The organism is Neisseria sp. P0022.S009 (genome assembly GCF_051956675.1).
Lineage (GTDB): Bacteria > Pseudomonadota > Gammaproteobacteria > Burkholderiales > Neisseriaceae > Neisseria.
Map to the genome: position 1 here is coordinate 227,219 of NZ_JBQCXE010000002.1, position 24,076 is coordinate 251,294.

General features: G+C 49.7%; 18 protein-coding genes. 9 read left to right on the top strand and 9 right to left on the bottom strand.

The window, feature by feature from the left end; all coding sequences use genetic code 11:
- Positions 1-134 precede the first annotated feature (134 nt).
- The 3 genes from ACTHUG_RS04205 to hda are packed head-to-tail and all read right to left on the bottom strand — an operon-like array spanning position 135 to position 1,842.
- Complete coding sequence (locus ACTHUG_RS04205; RefSeq protein ID WP_003747161.1) at positions 135-449, bottom strand: TonB family protein; 315 nt, start codon at positions 447-449, stop codon at positions 135-137.
- Between the two features lie 59 nt (positions 450-508).
- Positions 509-1,177: an HAD family hydrolase gene (locus ACTHUG_RS04210; RefSeq protein WP_440386259.1), complete on the bottom strand. Its 669-nt coding sequence runs from the start codon at positions 1,175-1,177 to the stop codon at positions 509-511.
- On the bottom strand, positions 1,174-1,842 hold the full coding sequence (gene hda / locus ACTHUG_RS04215; RefSeq protein ID WP_440386258.1) for a DnaA regulatory inactivator Hda: 669 nt from the start codon (positions 1,840-1,842) through the stop codon (positions 1,174-1,176). The genes ACTHUG_RS04210 and hda overlap by 4 nt, the downstream gene beginning before the upstream one ends.
- A 230-nt stretch (positions 1,843-2,072) precedes the next feature.
- Between hda and ACTHUG_RS04220 the strand changes: the two genes are divergently transcribed.
- From ACTHUG_RS04220 to ACTHUG_RS04235, 4 genes are read left to right on the top strand one after another with little or no spacing between them, the layout of a single operon-like run.
- Positions 2,073-2,711, top strand: a complete 639-nt coding sequence (locus tag ACTHUG_RS04220) for a DedA family protein (RefSeq protein WP_440386257.1) — start codon at positions 2,073-2,075, stop codon at positions 2,709-2,711.
- A gap of 46 nt (positions 2,712-2,757) precedes the next feature.
- Positions 2,758-4,194, top strand: coding sequence for an MBOAT family O-acyltransferase (locus ACTHUG_RS04225; protein WP_440386256.1), 1,437 nt, complete (start codon positions 2,758-2,760; stop codon positions 4,192-4,194).
- A 10-nt stretch (positions 4,195-4,204) separates the two neighbouring features.
- The gene (gene patB / locus ACTHUG_RS04230; RefSeq protein WP_440386255.1) at positions 4,205-5,233 is read left to right on the top strand and encodes a peptidoglycan O-acetyltransferase PatB; all 1,029 of its coding nucleotides are present in this window, start codon (positions 4,205-4,207) and stop codon (positions 5,231-5,233) included.
- Positions 5,230-6,342: an SGNH/GDSL hydrolase family protein gene (locus ACTHUG_RS04235; RefSeq protein WP_440386254.1), complete on the top strand. Its 1,113-nt coding sequence runs from the start codon at positions 5,230-5,232 to the stop codon at positions 6,340-6,342. The genes patB and ACTHUG_RS04235 overlap by 4 nt, the downstream gene beginning before the upstream one ends.
- 110 nt (positions 6,343-6,452) lie before the next feature.
- Here ACTHUG_RS04235 and ACTHUG_RS04240 read toward each other — a convergent pair whose 3' ends face one another.
- Entirely contained in the window at positions 6,453-7,043 is a 591-nt protein-coding gene (locus tag ACTHUG_RS04240; RefSeq protein ID WP_440386253.1) for a LemA family protein, read from the bottom strand.
- Positions 7,044-7,185: 142 nt separating this feature from the next.
- Positions 7,186-8,274: a metallophosphoesterase gene (locus ACTHUG_RS04245; RefSeq protein ID WP_440386252.1), complete on the bottom strand. Its 1,089-nt coding sequence runs from the start codon at positions 8,272-8,274 to the stop codon at positions 7,186-7,188.
- A 103-nt stretch (positions 8,275-8,377) separates the two neighbouring features.
- On the opposite strand from ACTHUG_RS04245, the gene ACTHUG_RS04250 reads away from it, so the two are divergent.
- From ACTHUG_RS04250 to recB, 4 genes are all read left to right on the top strand, one after another.
- Entirely contained in the window at positions 8,378-9,286 is a 909-nt protein-coding gene (locus tag ACTHUG_RS04250) for a Dyp-type peroxidase (RefSeq protein ID WP_440386251.1), read from the top strand.
- 211 nt (positions 9,287-9,497) lie between these two features.
- Complete coding sequence (locus ACTHUG_RS04255; RefSeq protein ID WP_440386250.1) at positions 9,498-11,165, top strand: ShlB/FhaC/HecB family hemolysin secretion/activation protein; 1,668 nt, start codon at positions 9,498-9,500, stop codon at positions 11,163-11,165.
- A gap of 255 nt (positions 11,166-11,420) precedes the next feature.
- Positions 11,421-15,179 (top strand): hemagglutinin repeat-containing protein, encoded by a 3,759-nt coding sequence (locus ACTHUG_RS04260; RefSeq protein ID WP_440386248.1) that lies wholly within the window; start codon positions 11,421-11,423, stop codon positions 15,177-15,179.
- 144 nt (positions 15,180-15,323) lie between these two features.
- Positions 15,324-18,980: an exodeoxyribonuclease V subunit beta gene (recB, locus tag ACTHUG_RS04265; RefSeq protein WP_440386247.1), complete on the top strand. Its 3,657-nt coding sequence runs from the start codon at positions 15,324-15,326 to the stop codon at positions 18,978-18,980.
- A gap of 59 nt (positions 18,981-19,039) precedes the next feature.
- On the opposite strand, the gene ACTHUG_RS04270 is transcribed toward recB, so the two are convergent.
- The 3 genes from ACTHUG_RS04270 to ACTHUG_RS04280 form a co-directional block, all read right to left on the bottom strand.
- Positions 19,040-19,771: a phosphoadenylyl-sulfate reductase gene (locus ACTHUG_RS04270; RefSeq protein WP_440386246.1), complete on the bottom strand. Its 732-nt coding sequence runs from the start codon at positions 19,769-19,771 to the stop codon at positions 19,040-19,042.
- 115 nt (positions 19,772-19,886) lie between these two features.
- On the bottom strand, positions 19,887-20,945 hold the full coding sequence (gene dinB / locus ACTHUG_RS04275) for a DNA polymerase IV (protein ID WP_440386245.1): 1,059 nt from the start codon (positions 20,943-20,945) through the stop codon (positions 19,887-19,889).
- 77 nt (positions 20,946-21,022) lie between these two features.
- Positions 21,023-22,066, bottom strand: a complete 1,044-nt coding sequence (locus ACTHUG_RS04280; RefSeq protein WP_440386422.1) for a sulfate ABC transporter substrate-binding protein — start codon at positions 22,064-22,066, stop codon at positions 21,023-21,025.
- A 252-nt stretch (positions 22,067-22,318) separates the two neighbouring features.
- On the opposite strand from ACTHUG_RS04280, the gene ACTHUG_RS04285 reads away from it, so the two are divergent.
- Positions 22,319-23,152, top strand: coding sequence for a DUF4198 domain-containing protein (locus ACTHUG_RS04285; RefSeq protein ID WP_314058518.1), 834 nt, complete (start codon positions 22,319-22,321; stop codon positions 23,150-23,152).
- A gap of 43 nt (positions 23,153-23,195) precedes the next feature.
- Here the strand turns inward: ACTHUG_RS04285 and ACTHUG_RS04290 are convergent, their stop codons facing one another.
- Entirely contained in the window at positions 23,196-24,047 is an 852-nt protein-coding gene (locus tag ACTHUG_RS04290) for a DUF5672 family protein (RefSeq protein ID WP_440386244.1), read from the bottom strand.
- Between the last annotated feature and the right edge of the window lie 29 nt (positions 24,048-24,076).

Consider the following 24,076-nt stretch of genomic DNA (forward strand, 5'->3'; position numbering starts at 1 on the left):
TGTTTTAGTATAGCACCGGAGCGTGTGGTTTTACGGCAATTTTGGTTATACTTGTTTAAAGAATAAAACGGCGTTTTGACAGGAAATTTCCCAATCAAAACGCCTTTTGTTTTTCAGACGGCCTTGCGTCCGAATCAGTTGTTGATTACTTCAACATTGGTTTCAAAAGTAACGGTGTGTTGGTATTTAGATGCGGTTTTGCGTTTAGGATAAGGATATTTGGAAACGCTTTTCACTGCGCGTTCGTCCATTTCAGGATTGCCGCTGGATTGAATGATATTCACGCGGTCAACGTTGCCGGCAGGAGTCGTGAAAACATCCATCAAAACGGTTTTAACACTGCCGTTTTGCGCTTTCATGGCTTCCAAAGTTTCGGTATCGGCTGCTTGTGCAGTACCGAATACAGCGGCAAACAACAGGGCTGAGGCGAGGAGTTTAGTCGTTTTCATGTTTTAGTCCTTATTAGGGTTGTGGTTAGGTTAAATATTTCAGACGGCCTGATTCGTCTTTATTTGAAATTCAAAATCGGCCAACCTTTTGCTTTAGCTTCTTTTTCCAGCTCGGCATCCGGATTGACGGCGACAGGTTCGTCCACGATACGCAGCAGCGGCAAGTCGTTTTTGGAGTCGCTGTAAAAATAAACCTTGCCGTAGCTTTCAAAGGTCTCGCCACGCTCGGCAAGCCATTGGTTCAATCGGGTAATTTTGCCTTCTTTCAGGCTGGGCGTACCGACATAGTTGCCGGTATAGCGGCCGTCTTCGCCGGTTTCAAGCTGCGTGCCGATAACGTTGTGAATACCGAAAAGATGGCAAATCGGGGTAATGATGAATTCGTTGGTCGAAGAAATAACCAGCATTTCGTCACCCGCCATTTGATGGCTTTGCACCAACATCCGCTGCATCGGTGAAATATACGGAACAATATATTCGGCCATAAACTCGCGATGAAACTCAGCCAATTCTTCCTTGCTGAATCGGGCCAAAGGCGCGAGATGGAATTTAAGGAAGGAATCGATATCAAGACAACCGTTTTGATAGTCTTGGTAAAACTTTTCATTTTGCGCCTCGGTTTCAGCCGCATCGACTATGCCTTTTTTAATCAGGTATTGCGGCCAGGAGTGATCCGAATCGGTATTGATCAAGGTATTGTCGAGGTCGAAAATGGCAAGGTTTTTCATTGGGTTTCCTGTTGTTTTAAAAGCTGGCGCAAAAGCGACAAAGTAATGCGCTTGCCCATCATAACGGCGTAGTTGTCGAGGGTATCGAGCATTTGCATCAGACTGTCCATATCGCGCCGCCAATGGTTCAGCAGGTATTCGAAGATTTCCGGATCGATGGTTACCTGACGGGCGGCGGCCATGCTGACAAGCGCATCGATTTTTTCTCGGTCGGTCAACGGTTTAACTTCGTAAACCAGGCAATACGCCATGCGTGTGCGCAAGTCTTCACGGATAACGAGCTGCTGCGGCGTATATTCGGAACTCAAAAGCAAAAAACCTTTGCCGCTGTTGCGGAAGCGGTTGAAGATGGCAAACAGTAAAGCCTGTTCTTCATTATTAAGCTTTTCGATTTGGTCAATGGCGAGATATTCTGCATCCAGCGCGGCTTCTGTCAGCGGCGTGGCGGCGGCGTCAATATAGAGGGCATTTCGTCCGGCATCGAGCGCCTGGGCGACCCATGCCTGCAAGAGATGGCTTTTGCCTGCGCCCTCTTCGCCCCAAACATAGATAAACTGCCCATGTTTGTGCTGCAACACATACACCAGCTCGGCATTTTCTGTTCCCAGAAATTTGTCGAAGCCGGGATAATCATGGCTGGCAAAATCGAAGATGAGCTGGTTCACAAAGGCGCACCGGTTAGGTTGAAATCGGCTTTATTTTACGTTGTTTTGCGGTTCACCATCAAGGATAAAGGCCGTCTGAAGCCTATACCTGCAACATATCTGCACTTCTAAACATATCTTGACGCGCTTACGGCATTGGTTTTATTCCGCTTTGGTTTTACAATGTCGAACTTCTCGCCGAAACATTTGTCTGTTCTTTTTCAGACGGCCTTTTTATTTGGGGAACCTTAGTGATTTCTACCCTTATTGATTTCATCCTCCATATCGACCAACACCTTGTCCACCTCTCCGCCCAATACGGCCCGTGGATTTACGCGATTTTGTTTGTTGTAATTTTCTGCGAAACCGGTTTGGTTGTGACTCCATTTTTACCTGGCGACTCGCTGCTGTTTGCTGCCGGCGGTATTGCAGCCATCGGCGGCATGAACATCCACGTCATGGTATTGCTGCTCTTAGCAGCCGCTATTTTAGGCGATGCGGCCAATTTTATGATCGGCAAGTATTTTGGACAAAAACTGTTTGCCAATCCGGATTCCAAAATTTTCCGCCGCTCGTATTTGGAAAAAACCCATGCGTTCTATGAAAAACACGGCGGCAAAACCATCATCATTGCGCGCTTTGTGCCGATTGTGCGGACGTTTGCGCCATTTGTCGCAGGTATGGGCGATATGCACTACGCGACGTTTATCCGTTACAACATTATCGGCGCAGTGTTGTGGGTATTGTTGTTTTCCTATGCAGGCTACTTCTTCGCCAATATCCCCGTCGTCAAAAACAATCTGGGCTTAGTCATGGCGGCAATCATCGTGATTTCGATTTTACCCGCGGTAGTCGAAATTATCCGCGCCAAACTTAACGCCCAAAAATAACAATTAATCGAAAAGTTTGAAAGTTTAAACACATCAAGGAATTGTCATGCCGTTGCTGTCTATTGAGTTTGCGGTATTCTTTATCGTATTTTTACCCTTGTACTGGGCATTTGCACGTTTGCCGCAAGTTCAAAACGTTTTACTTTTGGTTGCCGGGCTGGGCTGGCTTTACCGTATCGACCCCATTTTTGCCGCACTGATTTTGGTTTACTCGTCTGTGGTTTACCTGATCAGCGTGCTGATGTTTTCTGAAAACGAGAATATCCGCAAATTTTGGCTGGGTTGCGGTATTTCGGCGGCATTGACTGTTTTGTGTTTCTTCAAATATTTCGACTTTTTCCGCCCGATTATTCAGCAATATACAGGGCAAAGCGCCGTCATCGACATTATTTTGCCTTTGGGCTTGTCTTATTACACTTTCCAATCGCTGGCTTACTTGGTGTATTGCTACCGCGAGCCTAAAGGGGACCGTTTTGAGTGGCACGAGCTCCTACTGCATCTGAGCTTCTTCCCCACCATCACATCCGGCCCGATTATCCGTGCGGCCGCTTTTAAAAGCATAGACGGCGAACAAGCGGGCGCATTGGCGCAAATCCGCACCAAACAGGCACGCCAACTGATTTATCCGGCGTTGGCGGTCGGCCTGATTGTGTTGGGCATTGCCAAAAAGTGGTGGCTTGCCGGCGTATTGGCGGAAGGCTGGGTATCGCCTGTTTTTGAAAATCCGGCCCAGTTCGACGGCTGGGGCGTGTTGTCTGCGATTTATGGCTACACCTTCCAACTCTTTTTCGACTTTTCCGGCTACTCGGATTTGGTCATCGGCTTGGCCATGCTGCTCGGCTTCCAGTTGCCGAAAAACTTCGCCGCGCCGCTTCGCGCCATCAACATCCGCGACTTCTGGGACAGATGGCACATCAGCCTATCCACTTGGATTCGCGACTATATCTATATCCCTTTGGGCGGCAGCAAAAAAGGCTTCGGACGCACCCAGCTCAATCTGATGATTGCCATGTTGCTCTCCGGCATTTGGCATGGCTACGGCTGGAGCTTTTTGATTTGGGGCGCGCTGCACGGTGCGGCCTTGGTATTACTTAACTGCGGCGATAAAATCGTCGGCCGCAACGCCTTAGGCCGTCTGAAAATCGGCAAACCGCTCGCCTGGCTGTTTACCTTCCATTTCGTTTGTTTCGCGTTTGTCGTGTTCAACAGCGCAACGCTTGCCGATACGGAAATGCTGTTCAGCGCCTTATTTGCCAATGATAAAGGTTGGAACGCGCCTCTGCCGACCGACCTCATGTTGCTGGGTGCCTTTGCACTGATGCTTTTGCTGTACCCGTATTTGCTTCGCTTATTTGAAGTATCGGTAAAAGGCTTGGACAAACTGCCTGCATGGCTGTGGTTTATCCCCATCACGCTGATCCTCGCCCTGATTATCGTCTTCGCCCCGTCCGGCATTCCCGGCTTTATTTACGCTAACTTCTAAGGAGCAGAACATGAAACGCTTTATCTCCCTGTTTGTTTCGATTCTGCTCAGTGCGGTTGCGCTGACGTGGTTTGCCCAAAACTCCATCAATGCCTATTGGCAGCAGACCTATCATGAAAACAGTCCGCTTGAGCCTTTATCCGAATACGCTTGGTGGCAGATTGGTGCGGACTGGCAACAAAAAGCCTACGAATTTTCAGACGGCCTGAAAGCTTCACTGGAAACAGAAGATGCTTTAGCTTCAGAAGACTCTGGTATTGAAACAACAAGGCCGTCTGAAAATACGGAAAACATTGAAACATCGGACAATCAAAAAGAGACTGCCGCTTCTGATGCGGCTAACAATACGGATACCGCCGCCAGCGAGCCAAGCAATCAGGCTGATCAGTCGGCAACGCAGGTTGTATTGAAAAAAGGCAACAAAGTTTTCTTTGCCGGCGACTCGCTGATGCAGGGCGTTGCACCTTTCGTACAAAAACACCTCAAGCAAGAATATGGCGTACAATCGGTCAACCTCAGCAAACAAAGCACCGGCTTGTCCTACCCCAACTTCTTCGACTGGCCAAAAACCATCGAACAAACTTTGCAAAAAGAACCCGACATCCGCGTTTTGGTTGTATTCTTAGGCCCTAACGACCCATGGGATTTCCCGATGGGTAAAAAATACCTGAAGTTCGCTACCCCCGAATGGGAAGCAGAATACCTCAGCCGCGTCCGCCGTATTCTTGATGCAGCCTCCACACATGATGTCCAAGTCATTTGGCTGGGCATTCCTTACATGAAAAAAGCCAAGCTCAACGAACAGATGCGCTACCTCGACAAAATCCTGTCGGGTACAGTATCGCCTCAAGCCATCTGGCTGCCGACCGACAAACTGTTGAGCAACGGCGCAGAAGAATATGCCGACTCCGTCAAAGTCAACGGAAAAATCATCCGTTACCGCAGCAAGGATGGCATTCACTTTTCCGCAGAAGGCCAAAAACTATTGGCCGAAAAAATTATGGAAAAAATTAATTTTACACACGATACACAACCATGAAATTGAATAAAACCTTACTCCTCACGCTTCTCGCACTCCCTATTACCGCCTGCGCAACCAATGACGGCCTGTTAAGCAACTACGGCTCCAACCGCCCTGCCTGGCTGAACAAACTGCAACAGCTCAACAATACTTCAGACGGCAAGTTCCGCATTATCCAAGTCGGCGACTCACACACCGCCGGCGACTATTTCACCGACCGCCTGCGCCGCCGTTTGCAACAAAAATGGGGCAACGGCGGCATCGGTTGGGTTTACCCCAACACCGTCAAAGGCCAGCGCATGGCAACCGTCCGTTACAGCGGCAGCGGTTGGAACACCATCAGCAGCCGCAAATCACACAGCGACTTCTCTTTCGGCGGTATTGAAGCACGCGCCGACGGCGGCAGCGTTACCTTAAGCGCAGCCGACGGCAGCATGGATACGCAACAAATCTCCATTTTCGGCAAACCTGTTTGGTCCGAGCAAACCCTGATTGTCAACGGCCGCGAAATCCCGGCCAAACAAAACGGCTGGCAACTGTTGCATACCAACGCATCTCTACCGATAACGCTCAGCAGCAGCATGCCTTGGCAAATCGGTTTCATTAACATCGAACGCCCCGGACGCGGCGTAACCGTTTCCGCCATGGGCATCAACGGCGCGCAATTGTCCCAATGGTCAAAATGGCGGCCGGGCATGTGGGAAGATTTGGCACAAACCAAAGCCGATTTAATCATCCTTGCCTACGGTACCAACGAAGCCTTTTCCGGCAACCTCGATATTTCCTCTACCGAACGAACATGGCGCAACTACATCCGTCAAATCAAAAACACCCTGCCCAACGCAGGCATCCTGATCCTCGGCGCGCCGGAATCTTTGAAAACCGCCTACGGCAGCTGCGGCAACCGCCCTGTCTTGCTCAGCGAAGTACAACAAATGCAGCAACGCGTTGCCCGTGACGAAAAAATCATGTTCTGGTCTTGGCAAGATGCAATGGGCGGCGCATGCAGCATGAAAAACTGGATGGCGCAAGGATTGGCAGCCAAAGACGGCGTTCACTTTTCTGCACAAGGCTATGAAACTGCAGCCGATAAGCTTGCCGACAGCCTGATCCGCTTTGCCCAATAAATTGGCAAAAGCCTAAGTATTTTTCTCATTCACAGCACAAAAAAGGCCGTCTGAAATTCATATTTCAGACGGCCTTTTGTTTATGGCTTATTCAATAAACTGCTTTATTTTTAAGCCAATATATTGCTGCTTATTCGTTGCGTTTGGTTTTCCGTAAAACGAACCAAACTTGCCTGCTTGTCAAAGCCTAATGGCTTGGCGACAAGGCGGTTGGGCAATTTGTTTAAATGGTGGTTGTAGCTTCCGGCTCTGCGGTTGTAAGTGCGGCGTGCCGATGCGACTTCTGCTTCTGCGGCATCCAGCATTTCCATCAAACCGGCCAATTTCTCATCAGGATGTTGTTTCAAAAGGCTGTTGACGGCGGTTTGTAATTTTTTCAGCGCATGATTCAATGCTGTTTCGGCTTCGCACAGATGTTTGATTTTGGATTCGGAAAATGTTTTGGCGGTTTGCGCCAATGCGGTTTCGACTTCGGCACACATCTGCTGAACGTTTTGATCCGATGCAATGCCCTGCTCTTGCAGGTGTTTGCTGTATGCATCCAATACATGACGGACGGCCTGATGCCGACAGTCGAGCGCAATGCGCAAAGAGACAAAGGATTCGCGACAGTCTTTTTTGCGGTCTTTCAACTGTTGTTTGAAATACAATAAGACGGCGGCGATTGATACGAAGATAAGTGCAAGACTGATAATGCCCATAGTGAGTTCCCTAGTTATGATGCCACTCATATCGGTGGCTGATTTTATTAACATCGATTATAATCCAATTTCAATATTTTTTCCCAATTTTCATAAAAAAGGCCGTCTGAAATTCAGACGGCCTGAAGTTTATATTTCTATTTCAATGCTTTGACTTGATGTCAATCACCCACACTTCTGATTGCGAACCCAAACGCAGGGGAATGCCCCAGAAGCCATAGCCCGAAGTAGTGAAGAAATGACCGTTACCGATTGCCTCATAGCCGTAAGCAAGACGATAAAGCGTACGGACGATAAGGTTGGCAGGTGCAACTTGGCCGTTGTGGACATGGCCGGAAACCTGCACATCAATCGGCAGCCGGGCATGGGTTTCGATTGAAGTAGGACGGTGGTCCATCAATAAAACCGGTAATTGGGTATTTTGACCTTCTAAAAGCTGCTCCGCACTGGGGCGTTTGTGATCCAAATCATCGCTCCGCCCCACCAGCAACACACCATTCACTTCCAAAACCTGATTGGCCAAAACCGTCAAACCTGCCGCTTCCAATTCATGTTTGATACGCTTCTGATCGCGGAACCAATCATGATTGCCCAAAGTGGCGTAAACGCCCATTGGCGCAGTCAGCTTCTGCAAATGCGGTTTCATGTTTTCTTTCAGGTACGCATCGACGGTATCATCCATCAAATCGCCCGGCAGCAACACCATGTCGACTTGTTCCTGCTTCATAATGTCCGTCAGTTTGTCCAATTGACGTGCGCCGAACAAAATCCCCAAGTGCAAATCGCTGGCCACGCCGATACGCAGCGGTTTATCCATTTTCTTATTGATGAATACAGTCTGATGGCGGACCACGGGCGTATAGGCGTTATACATCCCCAAACCGAGCAAACCGATCACAAACAAAGGCGCAAACAGACGCAGGCTTCGAGAAAGCGGTTGGCGTGCTACAAAACGGCGCAGCAAAAGATACAGGATAAATGTCGCCAACGCGGCATACATCACAAACAGCAAGATCACCATCCAAAACGCCACCACGCGGAACATCATATGTCCCAATTCCAGCAGCAAGCCGACCAGCAAGCCGTTTGTAATGAAATAGGAAATACCCATCAGCCAACGTCTGCCGATTTTGCCAATCCAAGGCGCAAACAGCCATTGCAGTGAACGCCCAAGCCCGAATGTAAACACTTGCAACAGAATGACGCTCACAAAAAACATCTTGCCAAACATGCCTTTCCGCCCTAAAAAATCAAAAGGCAGATTTTAGGCCGTCTGAAACTTTCAGTGTATAATCCACCGCGTAAAAACCCATAATATTTTGAAAGGAATCATCATGAGCCACCCTCAATCAGCTATTATTCCTGATCACGCACAAGCCGGTATTTTTATCGAAGCAGATATTTCAGACGGCCGCAACGAAGACATCAAATCTGCCTGCCGCCTTTCTTTGGAATCCTTGGCCAAACTGAAAACCCGTTTTCCAAATGATATTTTGGGTTTGACCATTGCCTTCGGCAGCCGCGCATGGCAATCGTTCGGCCATACTGACGAAGGCAGTGAAATCAAACCTTTCCCCGAATTGGGCAACGGCCTTGCCCCTTCCACCCAACACGACCTCTATATCCACATTCAAGCCACCGAGCAAAAAGCCGCCTATGCCTTAGCTCAATCTGTTTTCGGCGCATTCGGCGACAGTATCCGCGTATCCACTGAAGAACACGGCCTGCGCCTGTATGAAGACCGCGGCTTGGACGGTTTTGTCGATGGTACGGAAAATCCTCAGGGTGATGACAATGTACGCAATGTCGCCATTATTCCCGAAGGCAAACCGGATGCCGGCGGCAGCTATGTTTTGCTGCAAAAATACCTGCACGATTTGAAAAAATGGGATGCCGTTCCTACTGCCGAACAAGAAGCCAGCGTTGGCCGCAGCAAAGAAGCCAACGACGAATTCAGCAAAGACGTACGCCTGCCCGACTCACATCTCGGCCGCGTCAATGTCAAAGAAAACGGCGTTGGTTTGAAAATCGTCCGCCGCAGCCTGCCCTTCGGCAAAATCAGCGGCGAACATGGTTTGATGTTCACTTCCTATTGCAACACGCTGCACAATATCGAAGTTCAACTGCTCAATATGTTCGGCGATGCAGACGGCAAAACCGACTTACTGCTGAAATATTTGTCTAAAGCCGTATCAGGCGCCTACTACTACGCACCTTCTGTCGAACGTTTGCAAAATCTTTAACGGCTCACAGGCCGTCTGAAAAAACCTGCCTTTTCAAAGGCAGGTTTTTGTTATTCAAATCCCATTAATATTTTTATGGTATCATCATAGAAATTTATTCCATTATTGCTTAATAAACCCTGATTGCAGACAAGGATAAAAACCGATACGCCCCAGACAGCTATTTTCGATAAAATAAACCCGATTATTATCCCTATAAAATTACGACACCATGTATAAATCCCGCCTCCTTCCCCTGCCCGTATTGATTCTCTCCGCACTGAACGCCTATGCGGCCAATACGCCGAATCCGCCTGATCAAATCGATAAAAACGTATCCAACCAATTCGACAAAGACTTCCGCGACAATCTCGACCAGATTCATTCGGTTGAAATCCAAAAACGCGAGCAGTCGGCATGGGATTTACAGAAAAAACAAGATAATGACGCGGTTGCACAAGAAGGGCCGTCTGAAAACAATACCGAATGTTTGGATTACACTGGTATCGAGCTTTCCGGCATTACCCTTATCGATTCCCAAAAGATTGAAGCCAAGCTCCCCAAATGCATCAATCAAAACAGCATCAACCAACTGAACCGGGACATCGTTGCCGAGTATATCGCTCAAGGCTATCCGCACACGCAAATCAAATTTGAAACCACGCCTGAACGCGTCCTGAAATTGGCCGTCATCGAAGGCAAAATCCGTGAAATTACCGGCAGCTCCCGTACGGTCAACGTCAATACCCTCTTCCCCAATCATCAAGGTAAACCGCTGAACATCCAATACCTCGACCAAGGTATCGAACAGGCAAACCATGTTGCCGGCAACAACGTCAGCATCGATGTTTATCCGCATGATGACGGCACCGCCTCCATCCAACTCAACAACGATGCCGAAAAACATTGGGGCGGCAGCATTACCATCGATAATAAAGGCAGCAAACCCAATACCACGACACTGCGCGGCAGCCTGAATATTGGCAGCCCGTTGGGATTGAGCGACTCCCTTTATCTAAACGGCTACACCAATCTAAACAACCACGACAGCCATTACAGTCGCGGCGGCAGCCTGTTCTACCAAGTTCCTTACGGCGCATGGACATTCAGCACTTACGCCGCCGCGTCGCAATCGCAAAGCATCCTAACGCCCAACGTAACGCGCTACGCCTACCGCTCCCAATCCAAAGCGGCAGGAATCAAAGCAGACCGCGTATTCTCACGCAGTCAAAAACACATTGCCTCCGCCTATGTCGGCATCGATTATGTGAAACAGACTGCAAAATTTGCCGACAGCAAACTGGAATTGCAAAGCCCGGAAATTTATTCGGCACAAGTCGGCCTGTCGCACACGGCCATCCTGCCAAACGGCATTTGGCTCAACAATATCGGTGTGGAACAAGGGTTTGCGAAAAATACCGAACATACGCCGTTTGACAAGCGCTATACCTCTGTATCCTTGCAAAGCAATTTGATTCAAAACCGCCTATTGGGCAAATGGATCGTGCGCAACCATCACCAAATCGATGCCCAATATAGCCCGCATGATTTGTTTGCCGCCAAAGAAATGGACATCGTCGGTTATCAAAATGTACGCGGTTTCCGTTCGACTTCTTTGAGCGCAAGCAGCGCAGTCCTGTTGAGCAATACCGTTTATTTCCGCCGCAATACGCCTCACGGCATCTATATCGAACCTTATCTGGGCGCAGACATCGGCGTTGCCAAAAATCATCACGAAGGTTCGCAACGCGCCATGGGCTTAGTGGCAGGTTTGAATTTGGGCAAGGCGGACAAATGGCAGCTTTCTGCCGACTACGGCAAAGGTTTTGCGCGCATGCCCAACCAATCAAACAGCGAAAAACAGGATCATGTGACCGTTTCTTTACGCATTCCATTTTAAAATTATGTAAATATATATCCTTTTATCCAATATATAAACCGCTCATCTTAACGTTATTAATTTTCTATTAATATCAACAAGATGAGCGGCTTTTATTTGCATTTGAAATAGTGCACACAAGGTCATACTGGTGGTATGATTGTAAAAATTTCCATACCAATGTTAATACATTCAAAAGTTTTCTCAACAGAAATCCGATACCCGATATGGGATTTCTGATTCACTCTCCATCACGATAAATAAGGATTAAAATCCATGAAAATCGACACTTTATATCAGCCTAAGCTCTCAGCTTCCGGCAAAGTGACTGTCACCGTGTGCTTTGCATTCCTGGGAAATGCAGCGGTAGCCGCCAATATCGAAGCCATCGGCCAAACTTCGGTACAGCAGCAAAACAATGTCGACATCGTCAACATTGCCGCACCGACGGCCCAAGGTCTTTCTCACAACCAATACAACAAGTACAACGTTTCCCAACACGGCGCCGTTTTGAATAACGCCCTGTCCGCCGGTAAATCCCAACTGGCCGGAAACCTGTCTGCCAATAAAAACTTCCAAGGTCAGGCCGCATCTGTGATCTTGAACGAAGTGGTCAGCAAAAACCCTTCCCTGATTTTGGGTCAGCAAGAGATCTTCGGTATTGCCGCAGACTATGTTTTGGCAAACCCTAACGGCATTACCCACAACGGCGGCAGCATCCTGAATGCCAACCGCGCATCCTTGGTTGTCGGTACGCCAACCGTTTCAGACGGCACGTTGAAATCTTTCCATATCAGCGACAATGGCAAACAGCTGCAAGTAAACGGCAATTTGAGCGGTAACCGTGTGGTTGACCTGCTCGCGCCGCAAGTTGTGGTCGGCAAATCAGCCAACGTCAATGCCGCCGATGCCATCAACGTTTCTTCAGGCAAAAGCAACTTCGACTACAAAACCGCACAAATCGAAGCCTTGGACACAGCTTCAAATGCGCCGGTTCTTGACGGCCATATCTTTGGCAGTATGCGCGCCGGTACCATCCGCATCCACGCGACCGACAAACGCGCCAAACAAAACATTCAAAACGCCGCCATTACCGGCACCCGCTACCTGAATATCGACAGCAAAGGCAACCTGAGCATCCAGTCCGCCAACCTGACCGGCGCACAAATGGAATTGTTTGCCCGCGATACCGACATCAAAGGCACGGTTACCAGCCATTCCGCCAACAAATCTTCCAGCGGCAAAGAAGCGCAAAATGTTCAGCACTTCCGTTCAGACCGCAACAAAACGGAAACCTTTACCGCCAGCAATATCAATGCATCCGAGTCATTGACTCTGAACAACAGCGGAAGCCTCAACTTAAGCGCGGCCAACATCAATGCCGGCGCACTGACTGCTTCTGCCAAAGGCAACATCAATTCTAACGCGGTAAAAACCACCAACCGTACAGAATCCGACCACACTCAAAGCAAAGGCCTTTGGTACAACAACAACCTGAGTTCTTCTGTTGACGAAAGCCTGCATCAAACCAAAATCAATGCCGGTTCTGTCAATATCGCCACCACCGGCAAAGTCCAATTGGACGCAACCGAACTGAACTCGGCTGCCGATGCACGCATTGCCGCCCAACAAGGCATCGTATTGAGCAGCAACAGCGAAACCGACAGCAGCTCGACTTATGTCAGCTTCAAAAACGAAACTGCTGCCCTGAAAACCGGTATCGCTACAAAATCCTCCAAAAACTCTACCGCCCATGAAACCAAAATCTCCGCAGCCGGTGATATCGGTTTGATTTCCGAAGGCGATTTGAGCACTTACGGCGCAAGCATCGCGGCAAACGGCAATGTCGTTACCGATGTCAACAACATCAACTTGGGTACGCAAACCACCATCAACACCAACAGCCTCGATGACCAGAAAAAATACTGGGGCGGCCTGTTCGGCGGTGAAAGCCAAGTTCAAAACAACCGTACCGAAAACCTGCACGGCAGCAGCATTACTGCCAACTCAAACGTAGTTTTGGGTGCAAAAAACGGCGTCAACGTTTACGGCAGTACCGTCGAAGGCCAAGCCGGTACATTCGTCAGCTCCAAAGCAGGCAATGTTGATATTAAAAACGCCACCAGCACCGATACTTCCGCACAAAGCGCGCGTAAAGGTACGATTTTCAATATCACGACCTCTAAAACCAGCAGCAACAGTAGCATTGAAAAAGTAACCGGTTCTACCCTGGTTTCCAATGCCGACCTGACCGTTGTTTCCAACAAAGACATCAATGTGATCGGCTCTGCATTGTTTGCGGCACAAAAACTGCAACTGGCTTCCGCAGGCGATTTGACCATCGATGCTGCCAAAGCGGTAGAAAACAAACAGGTCAACGAGTATTCCATCAAAGGCTACTCCGGTACTGAAACCAATAAAGAAAACGGCAGCGTGACTGCCAAAGCCGGTATCAAATTCACCGATACCCACACCGACACCCATTCTGTCGGCCTGAGCGGCAGCATTTTGACCGGTAAAAACACCCAGTTGTCTTCCAACTCAAACGTTACCGTCAGCGGCAGCCAAGTCAACGGCGAAGAATCCGTCAACATTTCCGCAGCCAATGACGTCAATGTTGTTGCCTCCAAAGGCAGCAGCACAGTAACCGAATCCGGCCGCGTAACCGATTTGGGCGTATCTGCCACCGCATACGGAAAAAATAACGCCGCAGGCGTCGGCGTATCTGTCGGCATTACCAGCACCAAAACGGATGCAACGACCGTAACGGACACATCTCATGTATCCAACATCAACACCGGCGGCAACACCACCATCACTGCCAACGGCAATATTAATCAAGAAGGTACCGTGATTAATGCGACCGGCAATGTGATTGAGTCTGCCAAAAACGTTACCCATGCAGCGGCACACAGCGGCGCGAAATCCGATGTGAAACAAAACGGCGGCGGTTTGGTCGTTTCTGCCGGCATCAGCACCAACAAAGGCATCGGCGGTGAAATCACTGCACAAGGTCAAGGCAACTCTTCGACCCACAATGAATCCACTGCAACCGTCACCACCATCAACGCAGGCAATGCCATCGTTTTGGCAAATGACAAAGTGTCTGATGAAGGTACAAAATACGATGTAACCGGTGCAATCAACATTGATGCAGGTTCATACCACAACACTGCCGCCCACAACACCAGCAACAGTAGCAGCAAACAAGGCGGCGCGTCTTTGACTGTCGGCGCATACACCAAAGACGGTTCAAACGTTGATGTGAATGCCAACCTGAACGTCAACTACGCTGATGAAAACAAAAAAGAATCTACCGCCGTCAAAGGCGATATGAATGCGGCCAATGTTGTCATCAACGCCAAAGACTCTGCTGAAATCGCATCCAATATTACCGCCAACAACAACGTCAACATTACCGCAGGCAACGGCGTAACCTTCACCGAGTCAGCCAATACTGCCTCCAACCAAGGTACAGCCGTTAATGTCGGTATTGGCGCTGGTGCGACAATCAATGTTGAAACCGGTGTAGCCGTTCCTCACGTCAACGGCTCTGTCGGCGTCAACAAAACCGATAACGCTTCTTCTACCGCCGCAGGCGCGAATGTAGCGGCCGGCAACGATATTAAAATCAATGCCAACAACGGCGACGTCAACCTGCACGGTACCAACTTAGTATCCAACAACTCCGTTGAAGTAGAAGGCAACAAAGTCAATACTTCCGGCGCGATCAGCAGCGTTAACGAAAAAAATCTGACCGTCAATGTCAACGGCAGCTACGCTTCAGGCAAACCAAACGGCGGCATCAACGCCAAAGGTAAAAATGACGCCAACGTAACCAATACGGCAAACGTCATCCAAAGCGACAATGTTGTTATTACTACCGGCTCTCCAACCGGTTTGAGCGTCAACAATACGGCCATCAACGGTAATAATGTTGTGCACTACTATGACAACACTAAAGCTTCTGCGGCGAACCGTTATACCTATCGTCCTCGCCAACCAAGCTACGCCAAACGCCGTTTGCGCTACTAAGATGCGCTATTGAAGTCATTGAATAGCCATTAAGACATGCCGTCTGAAAACAGAAAGTTTTCAGACGGCATTTTTATCATCAATGCAAAACCACACACTATCTCTGTTATGATAATGCCTCGCTAATATTATTCCGTTCCAACCATGTCTTCCGCCCTTCCTTTTGACGCGCTCACCCTTTCCATCGACGGCACCAACCTCATCGAAGCCTCCGCCGGTACAGGTAAAACCTACGGCATTGCCGCGCTCTTTACCCGACTGATTGTTTTAGAAAAAAAAGACATCGAGAAAATTCTGGTCGTTACCTTTACCAAAGCGGCGACGGCAGAACTGAAAACCCGTTTGCGCGCGCGTTTGGACGAAGTATTGCAGGTTTTAAACGAAATCCAAACCCTGGGCGGCAAGCCGGAACATATTTCAGACGGCCTGAATAAATATTACGAAAAAGAGAAGAAATCCTCCGATGACTTTCTCAATCGCTTGATTCCTTTGGCTTTAGGCGAGCAAGACGGTCAGGAAAGCTGCTATCGCCTGATTCTCCGCCTCAAAGCCGCGCTGAGCCAGTTTGACAACGCCTCGATTTACACCATCCACGGCTTCTGTCAGCGCGTCTTGCGCGATTACGCGTTTTTGTGCGGCGCGCCTTTGGATGTCGAGCTGTCGGACGACTCGCGCGAGAGGCTGCTGATTCCAGCGCAGGATTTTTGGCGGCAGAAAGTGGCAACCGATACCACATTGGCACAATTGGTTTTTGACCGGAAATGCACGCCCGAAGAAATGCTTGCCGAAATCAAAAGCTATACCGGCCGCCCCTATCTGAAATTCAGACGGCCTGAAGGTGATTTGCAAGAAGCCCAAGCCAACCTTCAAGAAACATGGCAAAAAATTTGCGCTCAGTTGGAAGACTTGGAAAAAGCGTTTTGGGCAATCTTTCCCAAACTTAACGGCCAAACCTACAGAAGAAATACCTTTGAAAATGTTTTTGTCGATTTAAAAACAAATGCCGAATCCAACCGTCTGCCCCGCCTGAGCAAACAAACGCTGGAAAAATTAAGCCTCTTCAGTATCGACACGCTCAACAGCAAACTGAAAAAAGAATATAAAGCCGATGCCGATGCGGCGGAAATTATTCAGCTGCAAGCCTTGGCTAATCTCAATCGTGATTTGCAGGCAATGAAAAGCGCGGAAGAAGCGGTCTTCATCTGCCTGCAACTCGACCTCCTTTCCTACATCAATCAGTCCATTGCCGAACAAAAAAAATCACGCCGCGAGCGCGTGTTTGATGATTTGCTGCTGGACGTCCATCAGGCATTGACCACCAATGAACACGGCAACGCGTTGGCAAAAGCGGCGGCGGCAAACTGGGAAATCGCGCTGATTGACGAATTCCAAGATACCGACCCGTTGCAATACGAAATTTTCCGCCAAATTTTTATCGAGCAAGGCTGCCCGCTGTTTCTCGTCGGCGACCCCAAGCAGGCGATTTACAGCTTTCGCGGTGCGGACATTTACGCCTATCTGCAAGCCGCTCAAGATGCGGACAGGCATTACACCCTCGCCGTCAACTACCGCAGCCATGCCAAGCTGATCAACGGCATCAGCGCCTTGTTCAAACAAAAAAAACATCCCTTCGTGTTGGAAAACATCGATTACAGCGAGGTCTCCGCCAGCCGCGCCGAAAGCCGGCTGTCGCCACACCACCCTGCTATCCAAGTGCGCTGGCTCAATACGGACGACCAAACCGGCAAAGAGATTTTGCGCAGCCGAGCCGCCGAATATTGCGCCGATGAAATTGCCTTTGCGCTCAATGAAGCGGCCGAAGGCCGTCTGAATTTCAAAGGTCGCGCATTGGAATCCGGCGATATTGCCGTCTTGGTGCGCACCAACAACGAAGCGGCGATGATTGCCGGAAAACTGAAACAGCGCCGTATCCAAAGCGTGTTGCTGTCGCGCCAGTCTGTTTTCGATTCCGCCGAGGCAGACTCGCTGTCCGCGCTGATCGGCTTTTGGCTCAACCCAAGGCAAACCGACTGGCTGCGCTTTGTCTTGACCGGCGTTTTGTTCGGCTATACCGCCAAAGAGATATACGAACTCAACCACAACGAACATCAGCTGCTGAAATGGCTGGAGTCGTCTGCCGAAGCCATGGAAAAATGGCGGAAAGGCGGCATTTTTGCCGCCGTGCAGCAGTTTGCCGCCCGACATGACATCGAAACGCGCCTGCTCAAGGGCGGCAACGAACGCAGCCTGACCAATTACTACCAAATTTTGGAGCTTTTGGCCGAAGAAGACAGCCAAAGCCGCAACCCTGCCGCCCTGCATAAATGGTTAAACGAGCAAATCAGCCGTGCGCGCAGCGGCCATTTCCCGTCAGATGCGCAAACCATCCGTCTTGAAAGCGACGAAAAACTGGTCAAAATCGTTACCATGCACGCGTCGAAAGGTTTGCAATATCCTTTGGTTTACTGCCCCTTCGCGTGGGATACCAAAGACAATTCCAAAGAAAACTGGAAAATCCTGCATACGGACAACCACGAAACCGAACTGCTGGCGAAATCGCAAACCTCGGAAGCAGAACTAAGCCACCTTGCCGACGAAAAGACGGCGGAAGATTTACGCCTGCTTTATGTCGCCCTTACCCGCGCCGAAGAACAGCTCAACATCTACGCCGCCGCCAACAAAAACTGTACGCCGAACAATCCTTTTGCCTATCTGCTTGAAGGTTTGCCAGAGGCCGGCCGCGAAAGCGTCAGCCAAAGCTATCAAAGCACGACAGATGTTGTAGAAATGCTCAAAACCAACTGGCAACGCTTTATCAAAAACGCGCCGGAAAATACGGAATTCACCTTCACGGAAGAAGCCCCGCCGGAAACCGTCTACCAATACAGCCGCCAGCAAGACCAAGCCTTGAGCGCACAGAGCATTAAACACCGCAATTTTGACTTTATCCGCCACACCAGCTTTACCGGTTTGAGCAGGCATACTAAGTCAACCGACGAACAACACGAGCCTTTGCAACCTGCCATCGACCCGGCAGAAAGCGCAGACCGTGCCATGCCGTCTGAAAACCTGCCGTCCCCGCTTTCAGACGGCCTCGATATCCACCATTTTCCCCGCGGCACCAATGCCGGCGTATGTTTGCATGAAATGCTGGAAAAACTCGACTTCGCCGCCTCTGCCGAGAGCCAATCCGAAATGATTGCCGAAGTTTTGCAACGCCACAGCTTTGAAGACAAATGGCTGCCGACGGTAAGCGCCATGCTCGACACCTGCCGCCTGACTCCTTTAATCAACGAGAGCCTGTCGCAGATTCCGCCGAGCCGACGCCTGCCCGAAATGGGGTTCACCCTGTACATGGACGATTTCAAACTGGACGACTTACGCCGTTGGTTTGCCTCAAGCGAAGCAAACCTGCCGCCCGAATGCGTCCAAGCCGCGCAACTGCTTGATTTCCATGATTTACAAGGCTATTTGAACGGCTTTATCGATATAGTTTGCCAAGATTCAGACGGCCATGTCGTTTTAATCGACTACAAATCCAACCATTTGGGCAACGATGCAAGCGCGTATACGCAACAGGCGATGAATGAAGCCGTGGCGCATCATCACTACTACCTGCAAGCCCTGATCTACGCCGTTGCCATTGCGCGCTACTATGCCCTGCGCGGCAAACCCTTGCCCAAAATCGCCATCCGCTACCTCTTCCTGCGCGGCATGGACGGCTCGGATCAAGGCATCTGGAAATGGGACATCGATACTGCCCTGCTTTCCACTTTCGTTGAGCGAAAAACAAATTCTTGATAAATCATTTTGTTAAGCCGTCAAAAAGGCCGTCTGAAACGTTTTCAGACGGCCTTTGATTATTTGTGCAAACCGCATTCCTTACTGTCTTTGCTTTCCCACCACCATCGTCCGGCGCGGATATTTTCGCCCAGCTTGACCGGGCGTGTGCAGGGTTCGCACCCGATGCTGGGATAGCCTTGATGATACAGCGCATTGAGCGGAACTTGGTGCTCGTGCGCATATGCCCAAACGTCCTGCTCTTCCCAATCGAAAATAGGATTGAATTTGGCGATGTTGCGGCCTGTATCCCGCTCTTCAAAATTCAATTCGCTGCGCGTTTCAGACTGGCTGCGGCGTTGTCCGGTCAGCCAGGCAGGCGCGTTGTGCAAAGCGCGGTTGAGCGGTTCGATTTTGCGGATATGGCAGCAACGGCGGCGCAACTCGACGCTGTCGTACATGGCGGTCGTGCCAAATTCCGCTTCAAATTCATCGGCGGTTTGCCGGTTGGGATAAAACACTTCCAATTCGGTTTGATAACGCGCATTGGTTTCGGCAATCAGCGCGGCGGTCTCGGGATTGAGTTTGCCCGTATTGAGCGTAATGATGCGGATAGGCAGTTTCAGACGGCACACGGCATCGGTAATGACCATATCTTCAACCGCAAGGCTGGATGCGAACACGGCTTGCGGATAGCGCGCGGCAATGTCTTGCAAACGGCGCTCCAAAGCAGCCGCCAACTCAGGCAGGCGGCGGCGTTCGGCATCATTGGTTTCGGGGATTTTCCAAAATTGAGGACGGAATAAAGACATGGCTGGTTGTTCCTAATAATTTTCAGACGGCCTGTTGAAACGGCTGCCGATATGGTTATGGAACGATATTGTCCTGCGCCCTATCTTCAAACGGAAAGAATGCTTTTCTATTTCTTTATAACCAAAGCGTCTGCTGCTGGTTTTTCGGCAGTAAATGACTCACGCCGATGCCGATCAGGCGGAAGGCGTCTTCGCGTTGCGGCGGTATGCGTTGCAGCAAAGTATGCGCCGCCTGAAGCAGCGAGGCACTGTCGGGCAGGACGGAAGAATACGTCAGCGAACGCGTAATAATGCGGAAATCGTGGGTTTTAAGCTTGAGGGTAACGCCTTTGGCTTCAACGTTTTTGCGCTCAATCTGCCGCCAAAGGTCTTCGGCAAGGTGCGGCAAATGGCTTGAAGCCTGCGCCAAAGATAAATCTTCGGGCAAAGTGATTTCGGTTGAGATTTGCAGGCGTTCGCGTTCGGCTTTGATAGGCCGCTCGTCGATACCGCGTGCCAAATCATAAAGGCGGTAGCCGTAGCGGCCGAAATGGTTTAAAAGCTCGCCGCGCTCAAAACGGCGCAAATCGCCGGCAGTCTGCATACCGAGGGCGTTCATTTTTTTCAGCGTAACTTTGCCGACACCGGGAATCTTACCCAACGGCAAGCTCTCCAAAAACGCCATGATTTTGGGCGGCGGCAATACAAACTGCCCGTTCGGCTTGCGCCAGTCGGACGCGATTTTGGCCAAAAACTTATTGGGCGCGATGCCTGCAGAGGCCGTCAAACCGGTTTCTTCAAAAATTTCGGCGCGAATGCGTTTGGCCACCTCGCTGGCGTACGGGATATTTTTAAAATTTCGGGTAACATCCAAATAGGCTTCGTCCAAAGACAAAGGCTCGATCAAATCGGTATAACGCCGAAACACGGCATGAATCTGCGCCGACACCTTGCGGTACAAATCGAAATGCGGCGGTACAAACACTGCCTGCGGACACAGCCTTTTTGCCGTCGCCACCGACATGGCCGAGTGCAAACCGAATTTGCGCGCTTCATAAGACGCGGCACAAATGACCGACCGAGTACCGTCCCACGCCACAACGACGGGCAGCCCTTTCAAGTGCGGCTGCTCGCGCAGTTCTACCGAAGCGTAGAATGCGTCCATATCGATATGGATGATTTTGCGTTGGGACATGGGAAAAGGTGGATAAGGGAAAGGCTTATTGTAACAAAAGGCCGTCTGAAATTTCAGACGGCCTCCATGTTCACACCTTATTTTTTACCGGAAAGCTGATCAAACAATCCGCCGTCGGCAAAGAATTTTTTCATGATGTCCGACCAAGCGCCGAACTTCTCATTCGGATTGAAGGTTTCAATATCGGGGAAATCGGCTTTGTGTTTGGCCAACACTTCGGCATTGCGCGGACGCAGATAAAGATTGGCGGCCAATTCTTGAGCCGGTTCGCTCCAGAGGTTTTTCAGGTAGGCTTCGGCAGCGGCGCGCGTGCCTTTTTTATCGACCACGCTGTCCACGACTGCAACCGGTGCTTCTGAAATAATAGTATAGCTCGGATAGACGATTTCAAATTGGTCTTGAGTCAGTTTTTTGCTGACGTAGTTGGCCTCATTTTCAAAGGTAACCAAAACATCGCCGATATGGCGTTGGCTGAAGGTCGTCGTTGCCGCGCGGCCACCGTTTTCAAATACAGGCGTGTTTTTCAGCAATGCGGCCACAAAATCTTTGGTTTTGCCTTCATCGCCATTATTCACTTTTAAACCATAACCGTACGCGCCCAAAAAGGCGTAGCGGCCGTTGCCGGTGGTTTTCGGGTTGGCCAAAACGATTTGCACGCCGTCTTTGGCCAAATCGCCCCAGTCTTGGATGTGTTTTGGATTGCCTTTGCGTACCAAGAAAACGACGTTGCTAGTATAAGGCACGGCATTATCCGGCAGGCGCGTGTTCCAATCTGCTTTGACCAAACCTTTTTTCACCAAAAGCTCGATATCGGAAGTCTGGTTCATGGTCACCACATCAGCGGCCAAACCGTTGGCCACGGCCAAAGCCTGCTTGCTGGAGCCACCGTGCGACTGTTGGATTTCAACCGTTGCACCGCCGTTTTTCGCAGCATATTCTTTGACAAACAAAGGATTGTATTCTTTATAAAAATCTCGTGCGACATCATAAGAGACGTTCAACAGCTTCACATTACCGGCCTTGCCTGCGGAAGCGGCATTGTCGGCAGATTGTTCGTTTTTGGGAGAGCAGGCACTCAACGCCAGCGCGGCGGTCAATGCGGCAAAAGAAAGGGTACGGATATTCATGGTCGGCTCCTATTAAAAGTATGGCGATACTTTATCGGGATCGGAAGCAAACGGGAAATAATGTTTGCTTTTGGGTTTATCAGTTTTGGTTATATAAACCGAGGCCGTCTGAAATCAAAAAATAATTATTTATAACTATAAAATCTAAACCATATTATTTACAAAGTTAATAAAAAAGAGTACTGTTCGTATTCGCCGAATCATTAGGCGTTTTGTTCAATAATAGAAAGATGGAGTGTAGAAACGATGAAACAATGGATGCTTTTAGGATTGCTGGGATTGGGTGCAGTGGCGCAGGCGCACGATGTTTGGGTGGCCGCTCCGGCACATCAGCCTGCCGGTAAAATCCTGCATGCGGATTTGGGTTACAGCCATGACTTCCCAAATGTCGAAAAAATCGCCGACGACCGCGTGCATATTTTCAAACCGCTGCAATTGACCGACAGCTCAAAGAAAACCGTTGATTTGGTGAATAAGGGCGAAAACTATCAATACGTTTCCAAAGCCGCCCTGCCCGCAGGCTCCTACTGGGTCAGCGCGACCTACCAACCGACTTTCTGGTCGAAAAACCAAGACGGCTGGAAACAGCAAACCTTGAAACAGCTGGCCGGTGCCACCTATTGCGAACAATCGCAAATGTTCGGCAAGAGTTTTGTCCAAGTGGGCAACGGCACAGTCGATGAAGCGGTATTGACCCGCCCTATCGGCCAAGAGCTGGAACTGGTTCCGCTGAAAAATCCGAACGCAGTCAAAGCCGGCGGTATTTTGCCGGTCAAAGTCCTGTACAAAGGCGAGCCTTTGGTTAAAGCCACTGTTACCGCCAGCTCCGACACTTTGGCCGAAATGGACTTGGAATCAACTCATGACCACCGCGAGCCTCAAGGCTTCTCCGGCAAAACCGATAAAAACGGCGTGGTCAATGTGATTACGCTGATTGACGGTTTGTGGAAAATCAAAGTGGTGAACGAGACCGATTACAGCGATAAAAGCGTATGTCAGAAAGACAATACTTACGCGACGCTGATTGTACCTGTCGGTACCAAACGCGCGGCCGCACGCCATGCCCACCATCATCATTAACAGCCATTAAAAAAGGCCGTCTGAACTTTCAGACGGCCTTTATTTATTCTAATTCATAACCCAAATTTCTAAAAAAACGGGATAATGTTTCCAATTTATCCTCATTCAATTGGGCAAAACGGACACGGTTGCAGCCGGTCAAGACTACATTGCCCATCCAGTGCGCCCCAAAGACGTGCTCTAAAGGGACATTCCTCATTCGATTGATAAACGGTACTTCTGAAGAAAATTGTGTCGCAATATTCGGAGGCGCGAATTTCAGCCCCAAGTCCTGCAATCTATAACGGTGTTGCGCCGTCAAAAACATATCCTCGTGGTGCAGCCGCACCAGCCATTCCATACCGGCAATTTTTCCGTCTTTCGGCGGCAAAGGCGGCCGGATTTCTACATTTAAGCCCAGTTGCCTCGGCATGGTTAAAAGCCGCTTGCTGCGCAGGCTGAAACCGCCGTTCTGCGGCTCGTCCAAATTCGGGGAAGTCTGAATCAGATGCTGTTTGGCCAAATATTGGTCGGTCCCCTTCAGGAAAAACTGCCCGTCGGCTTCGGTTTCCAACAAAATCGGCAAAGGTGCGCCGATGTAGTCATATTCCCGATAGGCGTCCTGCCAGTTTTGACCGTTCAACACCCAGCCGTCATTTTGAACAATCAAACAATAATCGGTTTCGATGTAATACATCAGTTGGTACAAAACAAACAGATTGTATTCTAAATAACCGAATGGCCGGCAAGGCTGATGTCGGATATTTTCCGGCAAACCTTGCGGACGGCTCGGGCTGATCAGCAATCCACGGCTTCCGGGCAATTCGGCGCAACTGCGGGCAACGGCGTACATCGTGCCCTCGGTATAAGAATCTGCGCCGGTAATACCCACCACGGTAATGTCAGCAAAACTCATTATATGTTTCCCCTATGTTAGACGGCCTT